General features: G+C 67.6%; 21 protein-coding genes, 1 tRNA gene and 1 pseudogene. 16 read left to right on the plus strand and 7 right to left on the minus strand.

The window, feature by feature from the left end; genetic code table 11:
- Positions 1-4: 4 nt before the first annotated feature.
- From INQ48_15125 to INQ48_15140, 4 genes are all read left to right on the plus strand, one after another.
- Positions 5-1540, plus strand: coding sequence for a leucyl aminopeptidase (locus INQ48_15125; GenBank protein ID QRF60457.1), 1536 nt, complete (start codon positions 5-7; stop codon positions 1538-1540).
- Positions 1537-1980: a DNA polymerase III subunit chi gene (locus INQ48_15130; GenBank protein QRF60458.1), complete on the plus strand. Its 444-nt coding sequence runs from the start codon at positions 1537-1539 to the stop codon at positions 1978-1980. The genes INQ48_15125 and INQ48_15130 overlap by 4 nt, the downstream gene beginning before the upstream one ends.
- Positions 1980-2399, plus strand: coding sequence for a hypothetical protein (locus INQ48_15135; protein ID QRF60459.1), 420 nt, complete (start codon positions 1980-1982; stop codon positions 2397-2399). The genes INQ48_15130 and INQ48_15135 overlap by 1 nt, the downstream gene beginning before the upstream one ends.
- A gap of 149 nt (positions 2400-2548) precedes the next feature.
- Entirely contained in the window at positions 2549-3757 is a 1209-nt protein-coding gene (locus INQ48_15140; protein QRF60460.1) for a branched-chain amino acid ABC transporter substrate-binding protein, read from the plus strand.
- 104 nt (positions 3758-3861) lie between these two features.
- Here INQ48_15140 and INQ48_15145 read toward each other — a convergent pair whose 3' ends face one another.
- From INQ48_15145 to INQ48_15165, 5 genes are all read right to left on the minus strand, one after another.
- Complete coding sequence (locus INQ48_15145; protein ID QRF60461.1) at positions 3862-4251, minus strand: response regulator transcription factor; 390 nt, start codon at positions 4249-4251, stop codon at positions 3862-3864.
- A 138-nt stretch (positions 4252-4389) separates the two neighbouring features.
- On the minus strand, positions 4390-4752 hold the full coding sequence (locus INQ48_15150; GenBank protein ID QRF60462.1) for a hypothetical protein: 363 nt from the start codon (positions 4750-4752) through the stop codon (positions 4390-4392).
- A 139-nt stretch (positions 4753-4891) separates the two neighbouring features.
- Positions 4892-4982: transfer RNA gene (locus tag INQ48_15155), tRNA-Ser, on the minus strand.
- Positions 4983-5027: 45 nt separating this feature from the next.
- Positions 5028-5960, minus strand: coding sequence for a paraslipin (locus tag INQ48_15160; GenBank protein QRF60463.1), 933 nt, complete (start codon positions 5958-5960; stop codon positions 5028-5030).
- A 37-nt stretch (positions 5961-5997) separates the two neighbouring features.
- The gene (locus INQ48_15165; protein ID QRF60464.1) at positions 5998-6423 is read right to left on the minus strand and encodes an NfeD family protein; all 426 of its coding nucleotides are present in this window, start codon (positions 6421-6423) and stop codon (positions 5998-6000) included.
- 220 nt (positions 6424-6643) lie between these two features.
- Between INQ48_15165 and INQ48_15170 the strand changes: the two genes are divergently transcribed.
- The gene (locus tag INQ48_15170) at positions 6644-8941 is read left to right on the plus strand and encodes an arginine/lysine/ornithine decarboxylase (protein QRF60465.1); all 2298 of its coding nucleotides are present in this window, start codon (positions 6644-6646) and stop codon (positions 8939-8941) included.
- Between the two features lie 56 nt (positions 8942-8997).
- On the opposite strand, the gene INQ48_15175 is transcribed toward INQ48_15170, so the two are convergent.
- Together INQ48_15175 and fabI are read right to left on the minus strand one after the other, a co-directional pair.
- On the minus strand, positions 8998-9837 hold the full coding sequence (locus tag INQ48_15175) for a DNA ligase (protein ID QRF60466.1): 840 nt from the start codon (positions 9835-9837) through the stop codon (positions 8998-9000).
- Positions 9838-9978: 141 nt separating this feature from the next.
- Positions 9979-10761, minus strand: coding sequence for an enoyl-ACP reductase FabI (gene fabI / locus INQ48_15180; GenBank protein ID QRF60467.1), 783 nt, complete (start codon positions 10759-10761; stop codon positions 9979-9981).
- A 38-nt stretch (positions 10762-10799) separates the two neighbouring features.
- On the opposite strand from fabI, the gene INQ48_15185 reads away from it, so the two are divergent.
- From INQ48_15185 to typA, 11 genes and pseudogenes are all read left to right on the plus strand, one after another.
- On the plus strand, positions 10800-12599 hold the full coding sequence (locus tag INQ48_15185) for an ABC transporter substrate-binding protein (protein QRF60468.1): 1800 nt from the start codon (positions 10800-10802) through the stop codon (positions 12597-12599).
- Between the two features lie 40 nt (positions 12600-12639).
- Positions 12640-13674, plus strand: a complete 1035-nt coding sequence (gene yejB / locus INQ48_15190; GenBank protein QRF60469.1) for a microcin C ABC transporter permease YejB — start codon at positions 12640-12642, stop codon at positions 13672-13674.
- A 4-nt stretch (positions 13675-13678) separates the two neighbouring features.
- On the plus strand, positions 13679-14737 hold the full coding sequence (locus tag INQ48_15195; protein QRF60470.1) for an ABC transporter permease: 1059 nt from the start codon (positions 13679-13681) through the stop codon (positions 14735-14737).
- Positions 14738-14772: 35 nt separating this feature from the next.
- Positions 14773-16380, plus strand: a complete 1608-nt coding sequence (locus INQ48_15200) for an ABC transporter ATP-binding protein (GenBank protein ID QRF60742.1) — start codon at positions 14773-14775, stop codon at positions 16378-16380.
- A 40-nt stretch (positions 16381-16420) separates the two neighbouring features.
- Positions 16421-17641 carry a YbfB/YjiJ family MFS transporter gene (locus tag INQ48_15205; GenBank protein ID QRF60471.1) on the plus strand — a complete coding sequence of 407 codons (1221 nt, stop codon included), beginning with the start codon at positions 16421-16423 and terminating at the stop codon, positions 17639-17641.
- Positions 17642-17877: 236 nt separating this feature from the next.
- Positions 17878-18522 (plus strand): ribosome maturation factor RimP, encoded by a 645-nt coding sequence (rimP, locus tag INQ48_15210; GenBank protein ID QRF60472.1) that lies wholly within the window; start codon positions 17878-17880, stop codon positions 18520-18522.
- Between the two features lie 16 nt (positions 18523-18538).
- Positions 18539-20023: a transcription termination/antitermination protein NusA gene (gene nusA / locus INQ48_15215; GenBank protein QRF60473.1), complete on the plus strand. Its 1485-nt coding sequence runs from the start codon at positions 18539-18541 to the stop codon at positions 20021-20023.
- 24 nt (positions 20024-20047) lie between these two features.
- Positions 20048-23066, plus strand: a pseudogene (gene infB, locus INQ48_15220) (translation initiation factor IF-2).
- A gap of 117 nt (positions 23067-23183) precedes the next feature.
- Positions 23184-23555, plus strand: a complete 372-nt coding sequence (gene rbfA / locus INQ48_15225) for a 30S ribosome-binding factor RbfA (GenBank protein ID QRF60474.1) — start codon at positions 23184-23186, stop codon at positions 23553-23555.
- Between the two features lie 2 nt (positions 23556-23557).
- On the plus strand, positions 23558-24514 hold the full coding sequence (gene truB / locus INQ48_15230) for a tRNA pseudouridine(55) synthase TruB (protein QRF60475.1): 957 nt from the start codon (positions 23558-23560) through the stop codon (positions 24512-24514).
- The gene (gene typA, locus INQ48_15235) at positions 24511-26343 is read left to right on the plus strand and encodes a translational GTPase TypA (protein ID QRF60476.1); all 1833 of its coding nucleotides are present in this window, start codon (positions 24511-24513) and stop codon (positions 26341-26343) included. Before truB ends, typA begins: the two co-directional genes overlap by 4 nt.
- Positions 26344-26396: the final 53 nt, after the last annotated feature.

The following is a 26396-nucleotide window of genomic DNA, read 5'->3' on the forward strand; positions in this document are numbered from 1 at the left end:
GATTATGGACTTTCAACTCAAGACCCTCACCGTCGCCCGCGCAGCGGCCGAAAAATCCGACGTCCTGATCGTGCTCGTGGGCAGCGCGCCGCTCGCGTCCAAGGACCCCCTCTCCGTCCAGATCGCGGCCGCCCGCAAGGCCGGTGACCTGCCCGACAAGGCCGGCAAGCTGCTGTCCCTGTACCGGCCCGAGGACGTGGCCGCCGCCCGCGTGGTGCTGGCGGCCATCGGCGACGGCAAGCCGGCCTCGGTGCGCATCGGCGTGATCGCCGCCGTCAACGCCGCCAAGGCCCAGTCGCCCAAGCGCGTGGTGCTGGCCTTCGCCCAGGAGGCCGAGCCCGCGGCCGTGGCGAGCGCAGTCCTCGCGGCCGCCGACGCCAGCTATGTCTACACCGCCACCAAGTCCAAGGCCGAGCCGCGCAGCATCCGCCAGGTGACCGTGGGCGTGGCCGACGCGGCCCCGGTCGGCGCGGCCTTCGAGCAGGCGCGCGCCACCGTCGAGGGCATCGAGTTCGCCAAGGAGTGGGGCAACCGCCCCGCCAACCACGCCACGCCGACCATGCTGGCCGAGGCCGCCAAGGGCCTGGGCAAGCTGCCCGGCATCAAGTGCGAAGTGCTCGGTCCCAAGGAGGTCGACAAGCTCGGCATGGGCGCCTTCGCCGCCGTGGCCCAGGGTTCGGCCGAGCCGCTGCGCTTCATCGTGCTGCGCTACCAGGGCGGACCCAAGGACCAGGCGCCCGTGGTGCTGGTCGGCAAGGGCATCACCTTCGACACCGGCGGCGTCTCGCTCAAGCCGGCGGCCGAAATGGACGAGATGAAGTTCGACATGTGCGGTGCCGCGAGCGTGCTCGGCACCTTCCGCGCACTGGCCGGCATCCAGCCCGCGATCAACGTGGTCGGCCTGATCCCCTCGTGCGAGAACATGAACGACGGCCGGGCCATCAAGCCCGGCGACGTGGTCACCAGCATGAGCGGCCAGACCATCGAGATCCTCAACACCGATGCCGAGGGCCGGCTGATCCTCTGCGACGCACTGACCTATGCGAAGCGCTTCGACCCCGCCGCCGTGATCGACATCGCGACGCTCACGGGCGCCTGCGTGGTGGCCCTGGGCGGCGTGCGCAGTGGCCTGTTCTCGAGCGACGACGCGCTGGCCGCGGCGCTCGAGGCCGCGGGCGAAAGCTCGCAGGACCGCTGCTGGCGCCTGCCGCTCGACGACGAGTACGCCGAGGGCCTGAAGACCAACTTCGCCGACGTCGCCAACGTGGCGGGCCGCGCGGGCGGTGCGATCACCGCGGCCAAGTTCCTGCAGCGCTTCACGGCCGACTTCGCCTGGGCGCACCTGGACATCGCGGGCACCGCCTGGAAGAGCGGCGCGGCCAAGGGCTCGACGGGCCGGCCGGTCGGCCTGCTGGTCTCGTACCTGACGGGCCGCGCGCAGGACGGCGCGGCGACTGCCGGCGCCGGCAAGGCCAAGGGCAATGCCAAGGGCAAGGGCGACAGCAAGGCGGCGGCCCGCAAGGCGCGTTCGGTGCAGTGACGGAGATCGGCTTTCACTACAACGCGCCGGACAAGCTCAGCTACGCCTGCCGGCTCGTGCGCAAGGCCGTCGCCACGCGCGGCATGCGCGTGGTGGTGGTCGGTGAGGCGCAGTGGCTCGATGCGATCGATGCCGGGCTCTGGCAGCTCGCGCCGACCGAGTTCGTCGCGCATTGCCGCGGTGACGCGCCGGTCCATGTGCTCTCGCGTTCGCCGGTGATCCTGGCCGACGAGGGGGCAGAGTCGGCCGCGCTTCCGCACCGCGAACTGCTGGTCAATCTCGGTGCGCAGGTGCCCGCGGGCTTCGAGCGCTACGAGCGCCTGATCGACATCGTGAGCAACGAGCCCGACGACCGCCAGATCGGCCGCGCGCGCTGGCGCCATTACGCCGACCGCGGCTACACGATCCAGCCGCACGACTTCGCGAGGAGCGCATCCTGATGGCCAGTCCGACCCGCACGCCGCCGCGTTTCGTTCCCACCCTGACGACGGTGCTCGACCTGCCCGCCGAGCCGGTCGCGGCGCATTCGCCATTGGTCGACAACGCGGCCGCGGATGCCACCGCGCCGGCCGTGCCCGACCCGGCCCAGGCCGTTGCATTGCCGCCCGCGGTGCAGCGTTCCGAGGCCGACATCGTGCGGCTCGAGGAGCAGTTGCTGCACCGTGTTCTGCAGCGCGTGGACTTCTCGCTCGAGGAGCGTTTGAGCGACACCGTGGCCGCCGCCGTGCAGCAGCAACTCGATGCGATGGTGCCGCGTTTGCGCGGCGAAATCGAAGCCGTTTTGCGTGCGTTGGTGATCGAGGCAATGGCCGCCGAACTCTCGGAAAACCCAGGGTCTACGCCAACTTTCGAGGGGTGAAGCTTCAGCTAAACTGCGCGCCAGGTCGGGTGGGCCAAAGCTGGAGGGTTAGGGTGGCCCGGGTCTGCGGCGCGGAACTTGCGAGGTCAGGAGCGCCCGGATCACACGACCGGTTTCTCAATCTCATCATCCATGTTCTGGAGGTTCTCATGCAATTGAAATGGACTGCGGTCGCTCTGGCTGCACTCACGCTGGTGGCTTGCGGCAAGAAAGAAGAAGCTGCGGCACCCGCTGCTGCCCCGGCGCCCACCGCGGCCGCCCCGGCACCCGCTGCACCTCCCGCCGATGCACTGGTCGTGAAGATCGGCCACGTGGCTCCGACCAGCGGTCCCATTGCCCACCTCGGCAAGGACAACGAGTTCGGCGCCAAGATGGCGATCGAGGAACTGAATGCCAAGGGTCTGAAGATCGGCGACAAGGTCGCCAAGTTCGAACTGGTCGCCGAAGACGACGCAGGCGATCCGAAGCAAGGCACGGCCGTGGCCCAGAAGCTGGTCGACAGCAAGGTCAACGGCGTGGTCGGTCACCTGAACTCGGGCACCACCATCCCCGCCTCGAAGCTCTACAGCGACGCCGGCATCCCCCAGATCTCGCCGTCGGCGACGAACCCCAAGTACACCCGCCAGGGCTTCAAGACCACCTTCCGCGTGGTGGCTGACGACACGCAACTCGGCGGCACGCTGGGCAAGTACGCGGTCGAAACGCTCAAGGGCAAGAACATCGCCGTGATCGACGACCGCACGGCCTACGGCCAGGGCGTCGCCGAAGAATTCGAGAAGTCGGCCAAGGCCGCCGGCGCCACCATCGTGGGTCACGAATTCACCACCGACAAGTCGACCGACTTCAACGCCATCCTGACCAAGCTCAAGTCGGCCAAGCCCGACGTGCTGTTCTTCGGCGGCATGGACGCCGTCGGCGGCCCGATGCTCAAGCAGGTCAAGCAGCTCGGCCTGAACGTCAAGTTCATGGGCGGCGACGGCCTGTGCACCGGCGAACTGCCGAAGCTCGCTGGCGATGCCATCGGCGAAGACATGGTGGTGTGCGCCGAAGCCGGCGGCGTGGACGGCGACTTCAAGCAACCGCTGGAAGACTTCAAGGCCAAATTCAAGACCAAGAACGGCGTCGACGTCCAGATCTACGCACCGTACGTCTACGACGCGGTCAACGTGCTGGCCGAAGCCATGGTCAAGGCTGGTTCGTCCGACCCCGAGAAGTACCTGCCCGAAGTCGGCAAGATCCAGTACAAGGGCGTGACCGGCCCGATCGCCTTCGACGAGAAGGGCGACATCAAGAACGGCGCGCTGACGCTCTACACCTACAAGGGTGGCCAGCGTACGCAGATCGCCGTGGTGCGCTGATCGGCTGCGATCCGCGTTCCAAAGAGAAAGGGCCTTCGGGCCCTTTTTCCATGGGCGCTCGAAACGTCAGGGGGCGAAGGGAAGGGCGGGGAACGCCCGCGATCTCAGAGCGGCGCGAGTCCCGAGGGGCGGTCGGTGTTGCAGTATTCGATGAAGGCATCGAGGTCGCGCGACTTGTCGAACACCGCGTCGGCGCCGAGCGTTTCGCAGCGCGCGCGGATGTCGGCCGTCACGTAGTTGCTCAGCACCACCGCGCGCTGGCCGGGACGGCGTTCCTTGCAGCCCGCGAGCACGCCCAGGCCCGAGCCTTCCTTGAGGAACAGGTCGACGATCAGCAGTTCCCACGCGGCCGGATGGTCGCGCAGCCATGCCAGCGCTTCGGATTCGGTTTCGGCAAAGCCAACGACTTGGGCATTCACGAGGTCCTCGAGTGCCGGAACCAGGTTGTCCCTGATGGTCTTGTTGTCCTCGACGAGGAACGTGATGAGGGCCATGCCACGGTTAGGGTGTGAGAACCAATAGCGTAGCGTGCCGCGCGCGCTTGCTGCGTAGGAGAAAGGAGACGGAGAAACGCGGCGTGTCCCTATTTCATACGATGTTCATGGCACTCGGGCATCGCCGGGTGCATGGCGTCAGTCGCTCGCGCGCTTGCCCGTGCCGGCGGCCTGTTCGAGCTTCTTCGCGCGGGCCACGCTCTCGTCGCGCTGGGCCGTGGCCTCGATGCGCTTCTCGATCTCCTCGCTGAGGGCTGCGTTGACCTCGGCGAGCTGCTCGGCCGACTGCGCGAGCTTCTCCTCGAGCTGGCTGGTGTGCGCGATGGCCAGTGCCACGTCGCCCACCTGCACCTCCTCGGGCAGCTCCTGCTCGAGCACGGTGTTGACCACCGCGAGATTGTCGGAGGCCTTCTGCACGTCGGCGGCGACCTGCTCGGTTTTCTCGAGCGTGCGATCGAGCGACGTGATGCCGAGCGGCTTGGTGCTGGGGTGTCCTGCCATGCGGCGCCTCCTGGGAACTGAGAACCTGCGGATCGTACGCCAGTCGCGCGCAAGCAACGGGCGCCCACAAAAAAGCCCAAGTGCCAAAGGCAACTCGGGCTATTTGCATGTTCGCGAACGGCTGCGAACAAAGACTCTCTGGCGGAGCAGGCGGGATTCGAACCCGCGGAGGGCTATTAACCCTCACACGCTTTCCAGGCGTGCGACTTAAACCGCTCATCCACCGCTCCGAAGCCCGCGATTGTAGCAGTCGCCGGGCCCGTTTCCGGAAAGCCTCAGGCCGTGGGACCCGAGGATTTGCCGGCCTGCACCATGCGCATGGCCGAGGCGATCAATGCCGCGGTCTCGGTCATGTTGCTCGGCACGATCAGCGTGGTCTTGGAATCGGCCGCGACCTTGCCGTAGGCATCGACCGCGCGTTCGGCGACCTTGAGCTGCACCGCCTGCTCGCCGCCCGGTTGCTGGATGGCAGCGGCCACGCGCTCGATGGCGTCGGCCGTCGCCGTGGCCACCGCGGTGATCGCGGCCGCCTCGCCCTGGGCGTTGTTGATCTGGGCCTGCTTCTCGCCCTCGGAGCGCGCGATGAAGGCCTCGCGTTCGCCGGTGGCGATGTTGATCTGCTCCTGGCGCCGGCCCTCGGAGGCCGCGATCAGCGCGCGCTTCTCGCGTTCGGCCGTGATCTGGCGCTGCATGGCCTGCAGGATTTCCTTCGGCGGCGTCAGGTCCTTGATCTCGTAGCGCAGCACCTTCACGCCCCAGTTGAGCGCCGCCTCGTCGATGGCCGCGACCACCTGGGCATTGATGACGTCGCGCTCCTCGAAGGTCTTGTCGAGCTCCAGCTTGCCGATCACGCTGCGCAGCGAGGTCTGGGCGAGCTGGGTCACGGCCACGATGTAGTTCGACGAGCCGTAGCTCGCGCGCATCGGGTCGGTGACCTGGAAGTAGAGGATGCCGTCGACCTGCAGCTGCGTGTTGTCGCGCGTGATGCAGATCTGGCTCGGCACGTCGAGCGGGATTTCCTTCAGGCTGTGCTTGTAGGCCACGCGGTCGATGAAGGGGATCAGGAAGTTGGGGCCGGGCGTCATGGTGCCGTGGTACTTGCCCAGGCGCTCGCGCACCCAGGCGTTCTGCTGCGGCACGAACTTCACCGACTGGCTGATGAAGATGATCGCGATGACCAGGATGATGATGGGGACCGAATATTCCATGACTCTGTACCTTTCCTCTTTCGTTCTCGGGTTCTAGCTAGACCTTGTCGACCACCAGCCGGCTGCCGACGACCTCGACCACGCGGTGTTCGCCGGTGGAGGGCGCATGGCCCGCGCGCTGCACGACGGTCCACTGCGCGCCGCGGTAGCGCACGGTGGCGGTGCCGTCGGGGTTCCAGGCCTCGACCTGCACGCTCTCGCCGATGTCGAGATTGAGGTCGCGGTTGGCTTCGGTGGGTGGGGGCGGCGGACGCTTGCGCTGGATCGAGTACCAGGTCAGCACCGCCACCACGCCGACGACGGCGGCCACCAGCAACTGCGTGACGGTACCGAAGCCCAGGTGGGCGGAGATCGCCGCGGCGGCGAACCCGCCGGCCAGCAGCAGCAGGTAGACCGTGCCGGACAGGAGTTCGACCACGATTGCCGCGCCAGCGATCAACCACCAGATCGTGGAATTCGCCATGACATCTCCTCTGTGTTTTGTTTCAGGCGACGCCATTCTGAGGCATGCGCTCGCGAGGCCCCGGACTCGCCTGCACTTTGTGGGGGCTCCCCGGCGCGGCGGCGAAAAGCATGTCGCGACGGCATTCGGCGGACATTCGGCGGGCATTCGGCGCGTGGGCGAATTCTTCATCTGAATTCCGTACACTTCGCGCCTCATTGCCTGTCCGGAGCTCCGCCCCATGAAATTCCGCTTTCCCATCGTCATCATCGACGAGGACTTCCGCTCCGAGAACACCTCGGGCCTCGGTATCCGCGCGCTCGCGCAGGCCATCGAGACGGAAGGCTTCGAGGTGCTGGGCGTCACGAGCTACGGCGACCTGAGCCAGTTCGCTCAGCAGCAAAGCCGTGCCAGCGCCTTCATCCTGTCGATCGACGACGAGGAATTCACGGTCGGTCCCGACCTGGATCCGGCGGTGCTGAACCTGCGCAATTTCATCGGCGAAGTGCGGCGCAAGAACGCCGACGTGCCGATCTACATCTACGGCGAGACCAAGACTTCGCGCCACATCCCGAACGACATCCTGCGCGAGCTGCACGGCTTCATCCACATGTTCGAGGACACCCCCGAATTCGTGGCGCGCCACATCATCCGCGAGGCCAAGAGCTACCTCGAGAGCGTGCAGCCGCCGTTCTTCAAGGCGCTGATCGATTACGCGGAGGACGGTTCCTACTCGTGGCACTGCCCGGGCCACTCGGGCGGCGTCGCCTTCCTCAAGAGCCCGGTGGGCCAGATGTTCCACCAGTTCTTCGGCGAGAACATGCTGCGTGCCGACGTCTGCAACGCGGTGGAGGAACTGGGCCAGCTGCTCGACCACACCGGCCCGGTGGCGGCCAGCGAGCGCAACGCGGCGCGCATCTTCAATGCCGACCACTGCTTCTTCGTGACCAACGGCACCAGCACCAGCAACAAGATGGTGTGGCACCACACGGTGGCGCCCGACGACGTGGTGGTGGTGGACCGCAACTGCCACAAGTCGATCCTGCACGCGATCATCATGACGGGCGCGATCCCCGTGTTCATGAAGCCCACGCGCAACCACTTCGGCATCATCGGCCCGATCCCCAAGAGCGAGTTCGAGCCCGAGGCGATCAAGGCCAAGATCAAGGCCAACCCGCTGCTGTCCGACGTCGACGCCAACAAGGTCAAGCCGCGCGTGATGACGCTCACGCAGTCGACCTACGACGGCGTGATCTACAACACCGAGACCATCAAGAACACGCTCGACGGCTACGTCGACACGCTGCACTTCGACGAAGCCTGGCTGCCGCACGCCGCCTTCCACCCGTTCTACGGCTCCTACCACGCGATGGGCAAGCGCCGCGTGCGGCCGAAGGAGTCGCTGGTGTTCGCGACCCAGTCCACGCACAAGCTGCTGGCCGGCATCAGCCAGGCCAGCCACGTGCTGGTGCAGGACTCGCAGAACCGCCAGCTCGACCGCGACCTGTTCAACGAGGCCTACCTGATGCACTCGTCGACCAGCCCGCAGTACGCGATCATCGCAAGCTGCGACGTGGCCGCCGCGATGATGGAGCCGCCCGGCGGCACCGCGCTGGTGGAGGAGAGCATCCTCGAGGCGCTCGACTTCCGCCGCGCCATGCGCAAGGTCGAGGAGGAGTTCGGCAAGGACGAGTGGTGGTTCAAGGTCTGGGGCCCCGAGAAGCTCGTGGACGAGGGCATCGGCGTCCCCGACGACTGGATCATGCACGGCGAGAAGAACGGCAAGAGCCGCTCGAAGAAGTCGCCGCGCAACTGGCACGGCTTCGGCGAACTGGTCGACGGCTTCAACATGCTCGACCCGATCAAGTCGACCATCGTGACGCCGGGCCTGGACCTCGAGGGGAACTTCGCCGAGAGCGGCATTCCCGCCAGCGTGGTGACCAAGTTCCTGGCCGAGCACGGCGTGATCGTCGAGAAGACCGGGCTCTACAGCTTCTTCATCATGTTCACCATCGGCATTACCAAGGGCCGCTGGAACACGCTGCTGACGGCGCTGCAGCAGTTCAAGGACGACTACGCGCGCAACCAGCCGATGTGGCGGATCATGCCGGAGTTCTGCCAGCAGCATTCGGGCTACGAGCGCCTCGGCCTGCGCGACCTGTGCCAGCACATCCACCAGCTCTACGCGCGCTACGACGTGGCCCGCCTGACGACCGAGATGTACCTGAGCGACCTCACGCCGGCGATGAAGCCCAGCGACGCGTTCGCGCACATCGCGCACCGCAAGACCGAGCGCGTGGAGATCGACGAGCTCGAGGGGCGCATCACCACCAGCCTGATCACGCCGTACCCGCCGGGCATTCCGCTCTTGATCCCGGGCGAGGTCTTCAACAAGAAGATCGTCGACTACCTGAAGTTCTCGCGCGAGTTCAACACGCAGTGCCCGGGCTTCGAGACCGATATCCACGGCCTGGTGGCGCGCGTCGACGAGACGGGCAAGAAGCGCTACTACGCCGACTGCGTGCGAAAGAGCGCCTGAGCGCCGCGGCGCGAAGCGGGCAGGGTGGGCAGGGTGGGCAGGGTGTGGGGGGCGGCTCAGCCGTCCTCGCGCACGCGCATGAAGCGTGCGAAGCGCGGCAGCCCGCCGGCCGTGAGCCCGTTGTAGCGGTAGGTGACCCAGCTGCCGATCGCGGGCGGCTGTTCGCGCTCGGCATCGCTCAGGCCGGTGCCCAGCTTGAAGCGCTGGCCACCGGGCATTTCGACGAGCAGCGCGCCAAGCCGATGGGCGTGTTTGCCCTTGCCCGGCACGTGGCCGACCACGCGGGCTTCGGCATCGTCATGGGTCTTGACCTTGAGCAGGTCGTTGTTGCGCTCGGCGCGGTAGAGCGAGGCGCCGCGGTGCAGCATCAGGCCTTCGCCGCCCATCTTCACGGTCTTGTCGAGCAGCGCCTGCAGCGCCTCGGCCGTGGTCGCGCGCTCCTGCGGCACCGCGACCACCCAGGGCGCGTCGGTGATCGGCAGCAGCCGGCGCAGCACGCCGAGGCGGGCCGTGAAGTCGCCGCCCTGGGCCGGCAGGTCGAACACCATGAACTTCATCTCGTGCCAGGCGACGTCGTTGGGCGTCTGGCTGCGCACCGTCGACACCGCATGCGCGAAGCGCCCGCGGCCGGCCCACAGTTCGCCGTCGAGCGGCTGCCTGGGCAGCGCGGCGGTGAACCAGGCCGGCGCCAGGATGCGTTCGCCGCCGCGCGTGAAGAGCTGGCGCCCGTCCCAGTACGCGCGCACGCCGTCGTACTTCTCGCTGACCCAGTAGTCGGCCAGCGACATGCCCGGCTTGTAGACCTCGGCCAGCATCAGCGCGGGCGCGCCGGCGTGCGCCGGCAAGGCCAGCGCGAAGCTCAGGGTGGCGAGCAGCAGGGAGCGTCGATGGAGCACGGGTGCTATGAAATGAGTAGCTGGAAACGACCGATGGATGCCCATTTGAGGCCGAAGTTCCATGGCGAGGCAAGCGCTGCGCGACCGGCGCGCATCGCCGTCCGACGGGCGCGAGAACGCGCCCGGGGGCCGTGGTGTCGCTTACTCGGCCATGCCGCCGACGACGTTGCTGAAGCCGCCGTCGACGTAGGTGATCTCGGCCGTCACGCCGCTGGCGAGGTCGCTCAGCAGGAAGGCCGCCACGTTGCCGACTTCCTCGATCGTCACGTTGCGACGGATCGGCGAGGCTTCGGCGACGGCGCCGAGCATCTTGCCGAAGCCCTTGATGCCGCTGGCCGCGAGCGTCTTGATCGGGCCGGCGCTGATGCCGTTGACGCGCACGCCCTTCGGGCCCAGCGAGGCCGCCGTGTAGCGCACCGAGGCCTCGAGCGAGGCCTTGGCCAGGCCCATGGTGTTGTAGTTGGGCAGCGCGCGCTCGGCGCCCAGGTAGGTCAGCGTGAGCAGGGCCGACTTGTCGTTGAGGTAGGGCTGGGCCGCCTTGGCCATCGCCGGGAAGCTGTAGGCGCTGATGTCGTGCGCGATGCGGAAGCCCTCGCGCGACAGGCCCTCGAGGAAGTCGCCCGCGATCGCCTCGCGCGGCGCGAAGCCGATGCTGTGCACGAAGCCGTCGAACTTCGGCCAGACCTGCGACAGGTCGGCGAACAGCTGCTCGATCTGGGCGTCGTCGCCGACGTCGCAGTCGAAGATCAGCTTCGAACCGAAGTCGGCCGCGAACTCGGTGATGCGGTCCTTGAAGCGCTCGCCGACGTAGCTGAAGGCGAGCTCGGCACCCTGTTCGTGGCAGGCCTTGGCGATGCCGTAGGCGATCGAGCGGTTGCTCAGCACGCCGGTGATCAGGAGTTTTTTGCCGGAAAGAAAGCCCATGGAGTTGCCTCGTGAAAATCTCGGGGCAGAATTCTCGCATGCGAGGTTGGCTGCTCTGGTTCGGTTTGGCGCTCTCGGCGGCCCCTTCGTGGGCCGCCCATGCGTACGCGCAATTCGGCGACATCAAGTACGCGCCGGGTTTCACGCACTTCGACTACGTGAATCCCAACGCCCCCAAGGGCGGTGAATTCAGGCTGGTGCCGCCGACCCGGCCCACCAATTTCGACAAGTTCAATCCGTTCACGCTCAAGGGCACCGGGCCCTCGGGCCTCGGCCAGCTGATGTTCGAGAGCCTGATGACCGGCAACTCCGAGGAGCCGACCACCGCCTACGGCCTGCTGGCCGAAGACATCGAGGTGGCGCCCGACCGGCTCTCGGCCACCTTCAGGCTCAACCCCAAGGCCCGCTTCAACGACGGCTCGCCGGTGCTGGCGGCCGACGTGGTCCATTCGTTCCAGACCCTGATCGGCCCGCTCGCGGCGCCGCAGTTCAAGACCATCTATGCCGAGGTCAAGAAGGCAAGCGCGCTCGGCGAGCGCACGGTGCGCTTCGACTTCGCGAGCCCGAACCGCGAGCTGCCGCTGGTGGTCGGCAGCATGGCGGTGTTCAGCCGCAAATGGGGCGGTGGCAAGCCCTTCGACCAGATCGTGACCGAGGTGCCGATCGCCTCGGGCCCCTACAAGCCCGCGAGCGACCGGCTGGGCCGCGACATCACCTACGTGCGCCGCGCCGACTACTGGGGCGCCGAGCTGCCGGTGCGCAAGGGCCTGTTCAACTTCGACCGCATCGCCTACAAGGTCTACCTCGACGAGACCGCGCGCTTCGAGGGCCTGAAGGCCGGCGAGTTCGACTTCATGCGCGAGTTCGTCTCGCGCAACTGGGCGCGCCAGTACAAGGGCAAGCAGTTCGACAGCGGCGAGATCACCAAGCGCGGTTTCGAGAACCACAACCCCGGCGACTTCCAGGGCTACATCTTCAACACGCGCCGCGACAAGTTCAAGGACGTGCGCGTGCGCCAGGCCATCGGCCTCGCGATGGACTTCGAGTGGCTCAACCGCCAGCTGTTCTACGGCATCTACACGCGCGTGCAGGGCTACTTCCCGAACAGCGACTTCCATGCCGACGGCCTGCCCGGGCCCGACGAGCTGGCGCTGATGGAACCGCTGCGCGCCAGGCTCCGGCCCGAGGTGTTCGGGCCCGCGCCGGTGCCCGCGAGCACCGATCCGCCCGGCAGCCTGCGCGAAAACCTGCGCAAGGCGAGGGCGCTCTTGGCCGAGGCCGGCTGGACCTATCGCGACGGCGCGCTGCGCAACGCGAAGAACGAGGCCTTCACCATCGAGTTCCTCAACGACCAGCCCTCGCTGATCCGCGTGGCGACGCCGCTGCAGACCGCGCTCAAGAAGCTGGGCATCGAGATGAGCTTTCGCACCGTCGACTTCTCGCTCTCGCAGCAGCGGATGCAGAACTACGACTTCGACATGACCTCGATGCGGCTGCCGGGCAACAGCGCGCCGGGCGGCGAACTGTTCGAGCTGTTCGGCTCGAAGTCGGCCGAGACGCCGGGCTCCTCCAACTACTGGGGCATCGCCGATCCAGCGGTCGACGCCATCGTCGGCAAGGTGGTGTCGGCCACCACGCGCCCCGAGCTCACCACCGCCTTGCGCGTGCTCGACCGCGTGCTGTCGGCCGGCTACTACTCGATCCCGATGTACTACGGCAGCGCCTTCCTGGTCGGCTACCGCCCGGCCGGCGTGGTGCTGCCGCCGACCGTTCCGCCCTACTACGATGTGGGCGACTGGGCCCTCGCGACGTGGTGGGCCTCGCCGGCCAACAAGTAGCGCCCGCCGCACGAGAAGAGATCCGGAGCACGACAACCGCATGGCCAGCTACATCCTCAAGCGACTGCTGCTGATGATTCCCACGCTTCTGGGCGTGCTGATCATCACCTTCGGCGTGATCCAGTTCGTGCCGGGCGGTCCGGTCGAGCAAATGGTGGCGCAATTGCAGGGACGCGATTCGGGCGGCGAGCGGGCCGCGAGCAGCGGTGCCGGCTACCGCGGCCGCCAGGGCCTCGATCCGCAGCGCATCGAGGAGATCAAGAAGCTCTACGGCTTCGACAAGCCGGCCCACGAACGCCTGTGGACCATGCTCAAGTCCTTCGCGCGCTTCGACCTCGGCACCAGCTTCTACCAGCGCAAGGACGTGTGGGAACTGGTCAAGGAGAAGATGCCGGTCTCGATCAGCCTGGGCCTGTGGACCTTCTTCATCAGCTACCTGATCGCGGTGCCGCTGGGCGTGGCCAAGGCGGTGCGCGCCGGCTCGCGCTTCGACTTCCTCACCACGCTGATCGTGCTCGTGGGCTATGCCATCCCGGGCTTCGTGCTCGGCGTGGCGCTGCTGGTGATCTTTGGCGGCCAGCTGCAGTGGTTCCCGCTGCGCGGCCTCACCTCGCCGAACTGGGAGAGCCTGAGCTGGGGCGCGCGCATCGTCGACTACCTCTGGCACATCGCGCTGCCGGTCACGGCCATGGTGATCGGCAGCTTCGCGGTGACGGCGATGCTGACCAAGAACTCCTTCCTCGAGGAGATCCGCAAGCAGTACGTGCTGACCGCGCGCGCCAAGGGCCTCGCCGAGCGGCAGGTGCTCTGGAAGCACGTGTTCCGCAACGCGCTGATCCCGATCATCACGGGCTTTCCGGCCGCCTTCATCGGCGCCTTCTTCACCGGCTCGCTGCTGATCGAGACGCTGTTCACGCTCGACGGCCTGGGCCTCTTGAGCTACGAGAGCGTGATCCGGCGCGACTACCCGGTGGTGCTGGGCACGCTCTACCTGTTCACGCTGATCGGGCTGGTGACCAAGCTGATTTCCGATCTCTGCTATGTCTGGGTCGATCCGAGGGTGAAATTTGACTGAATCGATGCCCACTCCCGCCACGCCGCGTCCGCCGGCCAGGTCGGACAGCCCCGGCCGGCGCGCCTGGCGCCGTTTCCGCCGCAATCCGCTGGGCTTCTGGAGCCTGGTCCTGTTCTCCGTGCTGGTGGTGCTGAGCCTGTTCGCCGAGCTGCTGTCCACCGACAAGCCGCTGGTGGTGCACTACGAGGGCCAGACCTACTTCCCGGTGCTGCGCGACTACTCCGAGAAGACCTTCGGCGGCGACTTCGAGACCCCGGCCGACTACCTCGATCCCTTCATCCGCGACCGCATCACGGCCGGCGCCAACTGGGCGCTCTACGCGCCCAATCCCTATGGCCCGCGCACGCTCAACTACTTCGCCAAGCAGCCCAATCCGGCCGCGCCCTCGGGCGAGAACCTGCTGGGCACCGACGACCGCGGGCGCGACCTGCTGGCGCAGCTGATCTACGGCTTTCGCGTCAGCGTGCTGTTCGCGCTGGCGCTCACAGCGGTGGGCGTGGTGCTGGGCATCGCCATCGGCGCGATCCAGGGTTTCTTCGCGGGCAAGACAGACCTGTTCCTGCAGCGGCTGCTCGAGATCTGGGGTTCGATGCCCGAGCTCTACCTGCTGATCATCTTCAGCGCCATCTTCACGCCCAGCGTGCTGCTGCTGCTGGTGCTGCTGAGCCTGTTCGGCTGGATGTCGCTGGCCGACTACGTGCGTGCCGAGTTCCTGCGCAACCGCCAGATGGACTACGTGCGCGCCGCGCGCGCGCTCGGCGTGAGCAACCTGCAGATCATGCGGCGCCACATCCTGCCCAACAGCATGGTGCCGGTCGTCACCTTCCTGCCGTTCCGCATGAGCGCGGCCATCCTCGCGCTGACCTCGCTCGACTTCCTCGGGCTCGGCGTGCCGCCGGGCACGCCCTCGCTGGGCGAACTGCTCAACCAGGGCAAGGCGAACATCGACGCCTGGTGGATCTCGATGTCCACCTTCGGCGTGCTGGTGTTCACCCTGATGCTGCTGACCTTCATGGGCGACGCGCTGCGCGACGCCCTCGATCCACGGAAGGCCGACAAGTGAAGCCGGGCGAATCCTCCCTCGCGGCCGGCGCGCCGCTGCTCGACGTGCGCGGCCTGCGCGTGGCCTTCGGCGGCAAGCCGGTGGTGCACGGCGTCGATTTCCAGATCGCGGCCGGCGAGAAGTTCGCGCTGGTGGGCGAATCGGGCTCGGGCAAGACCGTCACCGCGCTGTCGCTGCTGCGGCTGGTGCAGAACGCCGAGCTCTCGGGTTCGGCGCGCCTCTTCGATGCCGAGCACGCGCGGGACGGGCGCGACCTGCTGTCGATCCCCGAGCGCGAGCTGCGCGGCATCCGCGGCAAGGAGATCGCGATGATCTTCCAGGAGCCGATGACCGCGCTCAACGCGCTCTACAGCGTGGGCGACCAGATCGCCGAGGTGCTGGAGCTGCACGAGGGCCTGCCGGCGCGCGCCGCGCAGGAGGCCGCGGTGCAGCTGCTGGCCGACACCGGCATTCCCGAACCGGCGCGGCGCGCGCGCGCGCTGCCGCACCAGCTCTCGGGCGGCCAGCGCCAGCGCGCCATGATCGCTATGGCGCTGGCCTGCCGGCCGCGCCTGCTGCTGGCCGACGAACCGACCACCGCGCTCGACGTGACGGTGCGCGCGCAGATCCTCGCGCTGCTGGCCGAGCTGCAGCGCAAGTACGGCATGGCGGTGCTGCTGATCACCCACGACCTGAACCTGGTGCGGCACTTCGCCGACCGCGTCGCGGTGATGGAGCAGGGCCATATCGTCGAGCACGGCCCGGTCGCGGGCGTGTTCGAGGCACCACGGCATCCCTACACGCGCAAGCTGATCGACAGCCATCCCACGCGCGACGTGACGCCCGCGCCGGCACGCCCCGACGCGGCGCCGATCCTCTCGGCCACGGGCTTGCGCGTGAGCTACCCGGTGCCCAAGCCGGGTTTCGCCGGCTGGTTCGGCAAGGGCGAGTTCGTGGCGGTGCAGGGCGCCGATTTCCGCATCGCCCCCGGCGAAACCCTGGGCGTGGTCGGCGAGTCGGGCTCGGGCAAGTCGACCCTGGCGCTGGCCGCGCTGGGGCTGCTGCGCTTCCAGGGCGCGCTCAAGGTCGAGGGGCAGGGCTGGGGGCAGGGCCAGGCGTCCGATCTCGCGCTGCGGCGCGCGATGCAGGTGGTGTTCCAGGACCCGTTCTCCTCGCTCTCGCCGCGCATGACCGTCGAGCAGATCGTCGGCGAGGGCCTGCTGGTGCACGCGCCCGAGCTCAAGGCGTCCGACCGGCGCGCGCGCGCGCTGCAGGCGCTGGCCGACGTCGGGTTGACCGAGGCGCAGTTCCCGGCGCTGCTCGACCGCTATCCGCACGAGTTCTCGGGCGGTCAGCGGCAGCGGCTGGCGATCGCGCGCGCGCTGATCGTCGATCCGCGCCTGCTGGTGCTCGATGAGCCCACCAGCGCGCTCGACGTCACGATCCAGAAGCAGGTGCTCGGGCTGCTGCAGCGGCTGCAGCGCGAACGCGGGCTGAGCTATCTGCTGATCACGCACGACGTGGAGGTGATCCGCGCCATGGCGCACCAGGTCATCGTCATGAAGGACGGGGCCATCCTCGAATCGGGCCCGGTCGACCGGGTGCTCGACGCGCCCGAACACCCCTACACGCAGAAACTGGTGGCCGCCGCGCAACTGGCCTGAGGGCGGGCGCCACCCACAACAACGAGCATTGCGCGAAAAGATGTCGGAAACCGGACAAGACAGGCGCGGCGCCTGGCGGGCGGCGCTCGCCTGCATGGTGACGCTGGCGGTGGCCATGGGGCTGGGGCGCTTCGCCTTCACGCCGATGCTGCCGATCATGCTGCACGAGGGCAAGCTCGAGCTCGAGGCGGGCGGGCTGCTGGCCTCGCTCAACTACCTCGGCTACTTCGTCGGCGCGGTCAGCTGCGCCGCCATCGGCGTGCGCGCCAAGACCATGGTGCGCGGCGGGCTGCTGGCCACCGCCGCGCTGCTGATCGGCATGGGGCTCTTGCACAGCTTCGGTGCCTGGGGCGTGCTGCGCGCGGCGGCCGGCGTGATGAGCGCCTGGGTGTTCGTGTTCGCCTCGAGCTGGGGCCTGCGCCGGCTGGCCGAAACGCGTTCGCCGGCGCTCGGTGGCGTGATCTACACCGGCCCGGGCGTCGGCATCGCCATGACGGGGCTGTTGGGCGGGGCGCTCGGCCGCTGGGGCTCCGAAACCGGCTGGATCGGCCTGGGCCTGCTGGCGCTGGTGCTGATCGCGGTGATCTGGCGCGTCTTCAACGACGGCGAGCAGGCGGTGGCCGGCGCGGCGCCGAGCGCTCCCGCCGCGGCGCCGAGTGCGCGGGATTCGGCCGCGGCGCGCACCGATGCGATCTGGCTGGTCGCGCTCTACGGGCTGGCGGGCTTCGGCTACATCATCACCGCCACCTTCCTGCCGGTGATCGCGCGCCAGGCGCTGCCGGGCTCGTTCTGGCCCGACTATTTCTGGCCGCTGTTCGGCGCCGCCATCATCCCGGGCGCGCTGATCGGCGCGCGCGCGCCGGTGCATTGGGACAACCGCCTGCTGCTGGCGATCGCCTATGCGCTGCAGGCGGTTGGGGTGGTGCTGTCGGTGGCCTGGCCCAGCGTGGTCGGCTTCGCGCTCGGCAGCCTGCTGCTGGGCATGCCGTTCACCGCCATCACGCTGTTCGCGGTGCGCGACGCGCGCCGGCTGCGTGGCAACGCGGCGGCCGGGCTGATCGGCTATGCCACCGCCTCGTACGGCGTGGGGCAGATCATCGGCCCGCTGTTCGCGGCGCCGCTGGCGCAGCGCACCGGTTCGTTCCAGATTCCACTGCTGGTCGCCGCTGCCGCGCTGGCGCTGGGATCGGTGCTGTTCGCGGCCGTCTGGGCGCGCTCCCGGCGCGTGGCCGCCGCACGGGAAGGGGCTGCCACGCCCTGAGCCGCGAACGGGTGTGGCCCGTGTGCAGAAGTGCCCCTTCATTTATCACAGAAGTGGCATATAATTCGAGGCTCACGACCAAACGGGCGGGTACCAACCGCCCGTTTTTTTTGGTCCATCCGTTCTCGGATCGCCGGGCAAGACCCGGTCTCTCACGGATTTTTTGATCGATGGCGCATTACCTGGCGGCGGGTCTTGCGCATCGTTGAACTGAATAAAAAGGCATCTTCGAACACGTGGCATTGCAGCAGACAGTGGAACAAACCGTGGCCGGGCTCGGCTACGACCTGGTCGAGATCGAACGCTCGGCGGGAGGATTGCTGCGCGTGACGATTGATTTGCCGTGGACGGCCCCCACATCGGAGGCTCTCGCCGCCGGCACGCCCGAGCCCTTCGTCACGGTCGAGGACTGCGAGAAGGTCACGCGACAGCTCCAGTTCGCGCTCGAGGTCGACGGCGCCGAGTACAAGCGGCTCGAGGTGTCCTCGCCGGGCATCGACCGCCCGCTGCGCCACGAGAAGGATTTCGAGCGCTTCGAGGGCGAGGTGATCGACATCACGCTGAAGGCGCCGATCGGCGAGGCGGCGGCCGGCCAGGTGTCGGCCAATCGCAAGAAGTTTCGCGGCACGCTCGAGCGGGCCGCACAGGCGGAAGGGGCCGACGGCCCTCAGGGCTGGCAGATCGTCTGGAGCGACGCGCCGGAGCCCAAGCCGGGTCAGAAGGTCAGCAGGAAGCGCGCGCCGGCACCGTTGCAGGCGCTGGGCTTCGTGCTGGACGAGCTGCGCGAAGCGCGGCTGGCACCCATCGTGGATTTCAAGGGGCGCAAGCCCAGGGCCCCTCAGGGCTCGCAGGACATTGGCGGAACAAAGGTTCCGGACTGACTAGAGGAGTGGTGGCATGAATCGCGAAATGTTGATGTTGGTGGATGCGATCTCGCGCGAGAAGAACGTCGAGCGTGACGTCGTCTTCGGCGCGGTCGAGTCCGCGCTGGCGCAGGCCACCAAGAAGCTGTACCAGGGCGAGGTGGACATCCGCGTCGCCGTCGACCGCGACAGCGGCGACTACGAGACCTTCCGTCGCTGGCACGTGGTGCCCGACGAAGCCGGCCTGCAGCAGCCCGACCAGGAAATCCTGCTGTTCGAGGCCAAGGAAGAGATGCCCGACATCGAGGTCGACGAGTACATCGAGGAATCGGTGGACTCGGTGCCGATCGGCCGCATCGGCGCCATGGCCGCCAAGCAGGTGATCCTGCAGAAGATCCGCGACGCCGAGCGCGAGATGCTGCTCAACGACTTCATGTCGCGCGGCGACAAGATCTTCGTGGGCACCGTCAAGCGCCTGGACAAGGGCGACATCATCGTCGAGGCCGGCCGCGTCGAAGGCCGCCTGCGCCGCAGCGAGATGATCGCCAAGGAAAACCTGCGCAACGGCGACCGCGTGCGCGCCATGATCATGGAGGTCGACCTGACGCTGCGCGGCGCGCCGATCATCCTGTCGCGCTCGGCCCCCGAGTTCATGATCGAGCTGTTCCGCCAGGAAGTGCCCGAGATCGAACAGGGCCTGCTCGAGATCAAGAGCTGCGCCCGCGACCCCGGTTCGCGCGCCAAGATCGCCGTGCTCTCGCACGACAAGCGCGTCGACCCGATCGGCACCTGCGTCGGCGTGCGCGGCACGCGCGTCAACGCCGTGACCAACGAGCTCGCCGGCGAGCGCGTGGACATCGTGCTGTGGAGCGAGGATCCGGCCCAATTCGTGATCGGCGCCCTGGCGCCGGCCAACGTGTCCTCCATCGTGGTGGACGAGGAAAAGCACGCCATGGACGTGGTGGTCGACGAGGAAAACCTCGCGATCGCGATCGGCCGTGGCGGCCAGAACGTGCGTCTGGCTTCCGAGCTCACCGGCTGGAAGATCAACATCATGGACGCCAACGAGTCGGCCCAGAAGCAGGCGAACGAGACCGACGCCGCGCGCCGCCTGTTCATGGAGAAGCTCGACGTCGACGAGGAAATCGCGGACATCCTGATCTCCGAGGGCTTCACCAGCCTCGAGGAAGTGGCCTACGTGCCGATCTCCGAGATGCTCGAGATCGAAGCCTTCGACGAAGACACGGTCAACGAGCTGCGCTCGCGTGCCAAGGATGCGCTGCTGACCATGGAAATCGCCAAGGAAGAGGGCGTCGATACCGTCTCGCAGAACCTGCGCGACCTCGAAGGCCTGAACCCCGACCTGATTCCGAAGCTGGCCGAGGCGGGGGTGAACACCCGCGACGACCTGGCCGACCTCGCGGTCGATGAACTCACCGAGATCACCGGCCTGAGCGCCGATGACGCCAAAACCCTCATCTTGAAGGCCCGCGAACACTGGTTCGCTGGCCAAGAGTGATGGTCATGGAGGCACGAAACGAATATGTCCAGTACCACTGTCGCCGAGTTCGCGAATGAACTCAAGAAGACTCCCGAAACCTTGCTCGATCAGCTTCGCAGCGCCGGTGTGCCCAAAGCGGCCGCCAGCGACGCACTGACCGAGTCGGACAAGCAGCGCCTGCTCGGTTTCCTGAAGGCCAGCCACGGCACTGTCGAGCCCGAGCGCAAGAAGATCACGTTGACCAAGAAGTCGACCAGCGAGATCAAGCAGGCGGACGCCACCGGCCGCGCCCGCACGATCCAGGTCGAGGTGCGCAAGAAGCGCACCTTCATCCAGCGCGACGAAGGCCCCGCGGGTGCCGTCGAGGCACCGGCACCGGTGGCCGCCGCGCCCGTCGCCGCCCCGGCCGAGCCGGCCGCGCCGCGCATCGATGAAGCCGAACTCGCGCGTCGCGAGGAGGAAGCCCGCCGCCAGGCCGAGCTGATCCGTCGCCAGGAAGAAGAGCTGGCCGAGAAGCGCCGCCAGCGCGAGGAAGCCGAAGCCCGCGAACGCGAGAAGGTGGAACGCGCCGAGCAGGCCGAACAGGCCGAGCAGGCACGCCAGGAAGCCGCGCAGGTGGCTCGCCAGGAAGCCCAGAAGAAGGCCGAGACCGAAGCCGAAGCGGCCAAGCCGGTCGCTCGCAGCTCCGCCAACAGTGCCGCCAAGGCCGAGGCCGAAGTCGCCGCGCTGAAGGAAGCCGCGGAAGCGCAGGTCGCCGCCGCCAAGCAGGCCGCCGAGGCCAAGGCCACGGCCCAGGCCGCCGCCGCGCAAGCCAAGGAAGACGCGAAGGCCAAGGCCGCCGCCGAGTCCAAGGCCCGTGCCGACGAGGAAGCCGCGCGTGCGCGCGACCTCGACGAACGTCGCCGCAAGGCCCTGGCCGAAGCCGAGGCCATCCGCGCCATGATGAATGCGCCGGCCCGCGTGCTGGTGCCGCACAAGGCCGAGAAGCCCGCCGAGGTCAAGCCCGCCGGTGGCGTCAAGGGCACGCTGCACAAGCCGACCGCGCCCGGCCCGCGCCGGCGCGCCGGCCGCGCCGGGTGCCGCGGCCGCGCCCGCCGGCGGCGCCGCCGGCAAGGAAGTGAAATCGGCCAAGCTCTCGTCGAGCTGGGCTGGCGACACCGCCAAGAAGAAGGAAATCAAGACCCGCGGCGACGCGAGCGGCGGCGTGGGCCGTGGCAACTGGCGCGGCGGTCCGCGCGGACGCCGCGGCAACGACCGTGGCCACGACGACCAGCAGCACGCACCGGCAGCACCGGTCGAGGCCCGCATCATCGAGGTGCACGTGCCGGAAACCATCACGGTGTCCGAGCTCGCGCACAAGATGTCGGTCAAGGCGTCCGAGGTGATCAAGCAGCTGATGAAGCTGGGCCAGATGGCCACGATGAACCAGGCGCTCGACCAGGACACCGCGATGATCGTGGTGGAGGAAATGGGTCACAACGCGGTGGTTGCCGCGCTCGACGATCCCGAAGCCTTCACCGACGAGGACGTGTCGGCGCAAACCGCCGAGGCCCTGCCGCGCGCACCGGTCGTGACCGTCATGGGTCACGTCGACCACGGCAAGACCTCGCTGCTGGACTACATCCGCCGCGCCAAGGTGGCCGCGGGCGAAGCCGGCGGCATCACGCAGCACATCGGTGCCTACCACGTGGAAACCGAACGCGGCATGGTGTCGTTCCTCGACACCCCGGGTCACGAGGCGTTCACCGCCATGCGTGCCCGCGGTGCGCAGGCCACCGACATCGTGATCCTGGTGGTGGCGGCCGACGACGGCGTCATGCCCCAGACCAAGGAAGCCATCAAGCATGCGAAGGCGGCGGGTGTGCCGATCGTGGTCGCGATCAACAAGATCGACAAGCCCGATGCCAACCTGGACCGCGTGAAGCAGGAACTGGTGGCCGAGGAGGTCGTGCCCGAAGAGTACGGCGGCGACGTTCCGTTCGTCGGCGTCTCGGCCAAGACCGGCCAGGGCATCGACGACCTGCTCGAACAGGTGCTGCTGCAGGCCGAAGTGCTGGAACTCAAGGCGCCGGTGGATGCCGCCGCCAAGGGCCTGGTCATCGAAGCGCAGCTCGACAAGGGCCGCGGCCCGGTCGCGACCGTGCTGGTTCAGTCCGGCACGCTCAAGACCGGCGACGTGGTGCTGGCCGGCTCGACCTATGGCCGCGTGCGCGCCATGCTCGACGAGGACGGCAAGCCGACCAAGACGGCGGGTCCGTCGATCCCGGTCGAGATCCAGGGCCTGACCGAAGTGCCGCAGGCCGGCGACGAGTTCATGGTGATGAGCGACGAGCGCCGTGCGCGCGAAATCGCCACCTACCGTGCCGGCAAGTTCCGCAACACCAAGTTGGCGAAGCTGCAGGCCGCGAACCTGCAGAACATGTTCACCGACCTGTCGGCGGGCGAAGTGCAGACGCTGCGCATCATCATCAAGGCCGACGTGCAGGGCTCGCAGGAAGCGCTCGCGCAATCGCTGCTCAAGCTCGCGACCGAAGAGGTCAAGGTGCAGGTGGTGTATGCCGGCGTGGGCGGTATCAGCGAAAGCGACATCAACCTCGCGATCGCCTCGAAGGCGGTGGTGATCGGCTTTAACGTGCGTGCCGATGCCGGCGCGCGCAAGCTGGCCGAGGGCAATGGTGTCCAGCTGAACTACTACAGCATCATTTACGACGCGGTGGACGAGATCAAGGTCGCCATGTCGGGCATGCTGGCGCCGGAGCGCCGCGAGGAAATCATCGGCTCGGCCGAGATCCGCACGGTGTTCGTGGCCTCGAAGATCGGTACCGTGGCCGGCTCGTACGTCACCTCGGGCTATGTCACCCGCAGCTCGCACTTCCGCCTGCTGCGCGACAACGTGGTGGTCTACACCGGCGAAGTCGACTCGCTCAAGCGCATGAAGGACGACGTCCGCGAAGTGCGCGAAGGCTTCGAGTGCGGTATCAAGCTCAAGAACTACAACGACATCAAAGAGGGCGATCAGCTCGAGTTCTTCGAAATCAAGGAAATCGCGCGTACGTTGTAAAGCGCGCCACGATATCGGGCTCATTGCCGCGTTGCAGCCGCCTTGCCGTACGGATGTACTGTCTGCGGCGGCGCGCCTTGCACTGAGCCCGATCTCGTGACGCTAGTGATTGATCAAATGCCCAAAAGAAAAGCCGCCACTCCCAACCGCGCCTTCAAGGTCGCCGATCAGATCCAGCGCGATCTGACGGAGCTGATCGCGCGCGAGTTGAAGGACCCGCGCGTGGGCATGGTCACGTTGCAGGCGGTGGAAGTCACGCCCGACTATGCGCACGCGAAGATCTTCTTCAGCCTGCTCACCGGCAACGTGGACGAGACCACCGAAGCGCTCAACCAGGCCGCGGGCTTCCTGCGCAACGGCCTGTTCAAGCGCCTGCACATCCACACCGTGCCCACGCTGCACTTCGTGTTCGACCGCACCACCGAGCGTGCCGCCGACATGAACGCGCTGATCGCGCAGGCCGTCGCTTCGCGTTCGAAAGACGACTAGCCATGAATGCGCCACGCACAAGGGTGCAGCGGCGCCCTGTGCATGGGGTGTTGCTGCTCGACAAACCGCTGGGACTGTCCAGCAACCAGGCCTTGCAGAAGGCCAAGTGGTTGCTGCGCGCCGAGAAGGCGGGCCATACCGGCACGCTCGATCCGCTGGCCACCGGCGTGCTGCCGCTGTGCTTCGGCGCGGCCACCAAGTTCAGCCAGCTGCACCTGGACGCCGACAAGACCTACGTCGCCACCGTGCGGCTGGGCATCCGCACCGCCACCGGCGATGCCGAGGGCGAGGTGATCGCCGAGCGGCCGGTCCAGATCACGGCCGAGGACCTCGCGCGCGCCGAGGCGCTGTTCACCGGCCCGATCCGCCAGGTGCCGCCGATGCACAGCGCGCTCAAGAAGGACGGCAAGGCACTCTACGAATACGCGCGCGAGGGCATCGAGGTCGAGCGCGCGCCGCGCGACGTCGTCATCCACGCGCTGAAGATTGCGCAGACCGCGGCCGATGCCATCCGCATCGAGGCCTCGGTCAGCAAGGGCACCTACATCCGCACCTTGGGCGAGGACATCGGCGAGGCGCTGGGCTGCGGCGCCCACCTGAGCTCGCTGCGCCGCACCGCCACCGGCGGCTTCACGGAGGCCCAGTGCATCACGCTCGAGGCCCTCGAGGCCATGGACGAGGACGAGCGGCTGGCCCGGTTGTTGCCTGCCGAATGCCTGGTCGAGGGCCACACGATCGTCACGCTGGGCAGCGAGGATGCAGGGCGCTTTCTGTCCGGCCTGCGTCGGCGCGGGCCGTGGGCCGATGCGGCCCGGGTCGCGGTGTTCGGCGAATCGCCCCCGGCCTTCCTCGGCACGGCCCATGTGGCCGCCCATGAACTGATCCCGGGGCGCTTGCTGAACCCCATCGAAATCCAGCAAATTCTTTTGAACGCACCACAGACCGAAGCGACACCATGACCAAGCAAATCCGCAATATCGCCATCATTGCCCACGTGGACCATGGCAAGACCACGATGGTCGACCAGCTGCTGCGCCAATCGGGCACCTTCGCCGAGCACGAGAAGGTCGTCGACACGGTGATGGACAACAACGCGATCGAAAAGGAACGTGGCATCACGATCCTGGCGAAGAACTGCGCCGTGACCTGGCAGGGCACGCACATCAACATCGTCGACACCCCCGGCCACGCGGACTTCGGCGGTGAAGTGGAACGCGCGCTGTCGATGGTCGACGGCGTGGTGCTGCTGATCGACGCGCAGGAAGGCCCGATGCCGCAGACGCGCTTCGTGACCAAGAAGGCGCTGGCCCTGGGCCTGAAGCCGATCCTGGTGGTGAACAAGGTCGACAAGCCCGGCGCCAACCCCGACAAGGTGGTCAACGCCGCTTTCGACCTGTTCGACAAGCTCGGCGCGACCGACGAACAGCTCGACTTCCCCGTGGTCTACGCCTCGGGCATCAACGGCTGGTCCTCGCTCGAAGAGGGCGCGCCCGGCGAGCAGTGGGGTCCCGACATGTCGGCCCTGTTCGACACCATCCTGAAGCACGTGCCCTCGCAGAAGGGCGACCCGGCCGCGCCGCTGCAGCTGCAGATCTCGGCGCTCGACTTCTCGACCTTCGTCGGCCGCATCGGCGTGGGCCGCATCAGCCAGGGCACCCTGAAGCCGATGATGGACGTGCTGGTGATGGAAGGTCCGGACGGCCAGTCCGTCAAGGGCCGCATCAACCAGGTGCTGACCTTCCAGGGCCTGGACCGCGTGCAGGCCACCGAAGCCGGCCCGGGCGAGATCGTGCTGATCAACGGCATCGCCGACATCGGCATCGGCGTCACCGTGACCGACCCCGCGAACCCGGCCCCGCTGCCGATGCTCAAGGTCGACGAGCCCACGCTGACCATGAATTTCTGCGTCAACACCAGCCCGCTGGCCGGCCGCGAAGGCAAGTACGTCACCAGCCGCCAGATCTGGGACCGCCTGCAGAAGGAACTGCAGCACAACGTGGCGCTGCGCGTGAACGAGACCGACGAAGAAGGCGTGTTCGAAGTCATGGGCCGCGGCGAACTGCACCTGACCATCCTGCTGGAGAACATGCGCCGCGAAGGCTACGAGATGGCCGTCTCGAAGCCGCGCGTGGTGTTCCGCAACGTCAACGGCGAGAAGCACGAGCCGATCGAGCTGGTGACGGCCGACATCGAAGAGCAGCACCAGGGTGGCGTGATGCAGGCCCTGGGCGAGCGCAAGGGCGAACTCGTCAACATGGAACCGGACGGCCGTGGCCGCGTGCGCCTCGAGTACCGCATCCCGGCGCGCGGCCTGATCGGCTTCACCAACGAATTCCTGAACCTGACGCGCGGTTCGGGCCTGATCAGCAACATCTTCGACAGCTACGAGCCGCACAAGGGCGAGATCGGCAGCCGCAAGAACGGCGTGCTGATCTCGATGGACGACGGTGAAATCTTCACCTACGCCCTCGGCAAGCTCGACGACCGCGGCCGCATGTTCGTGAAGGCGAACGATCCGGTCTACGAAGGCATGATCGTCGGCATCCACAGCCGCGACAACGACCTGGTGGTGAACGCCACCCGCACCAAGCAGCTCACGAACTTCCGCGTCTCGGGCAAGGAAGACGCGATCAAGATCACGCCGCCGATCGACCTCACGCTCGAATACGGCGTCGAGTTCATCGAGGACGACGAGCTGGTCGAGATCACGCCCAAGAGCGTGCGCCTGCGCAAGCGCTTCCTGAAGGAACACGAGCGCAAGCGCGCGAGCCGCGAATCGGCCGTCTGACGACGGTTCCCGCGTCCCGGCCATCGAGGCCGGGCGCGGCGTTCAGCGCACCA

Source organism: Variovorax paradoxus (assembly GCA_016806145.1).
In the GTDB taxonomy this organism is placed as follows: domain Bacteria; phylum Pseudomonadota; class Gammaproteobacteria; order Burkholderiales; family Burkholderiaceae_C; genus Variovorax.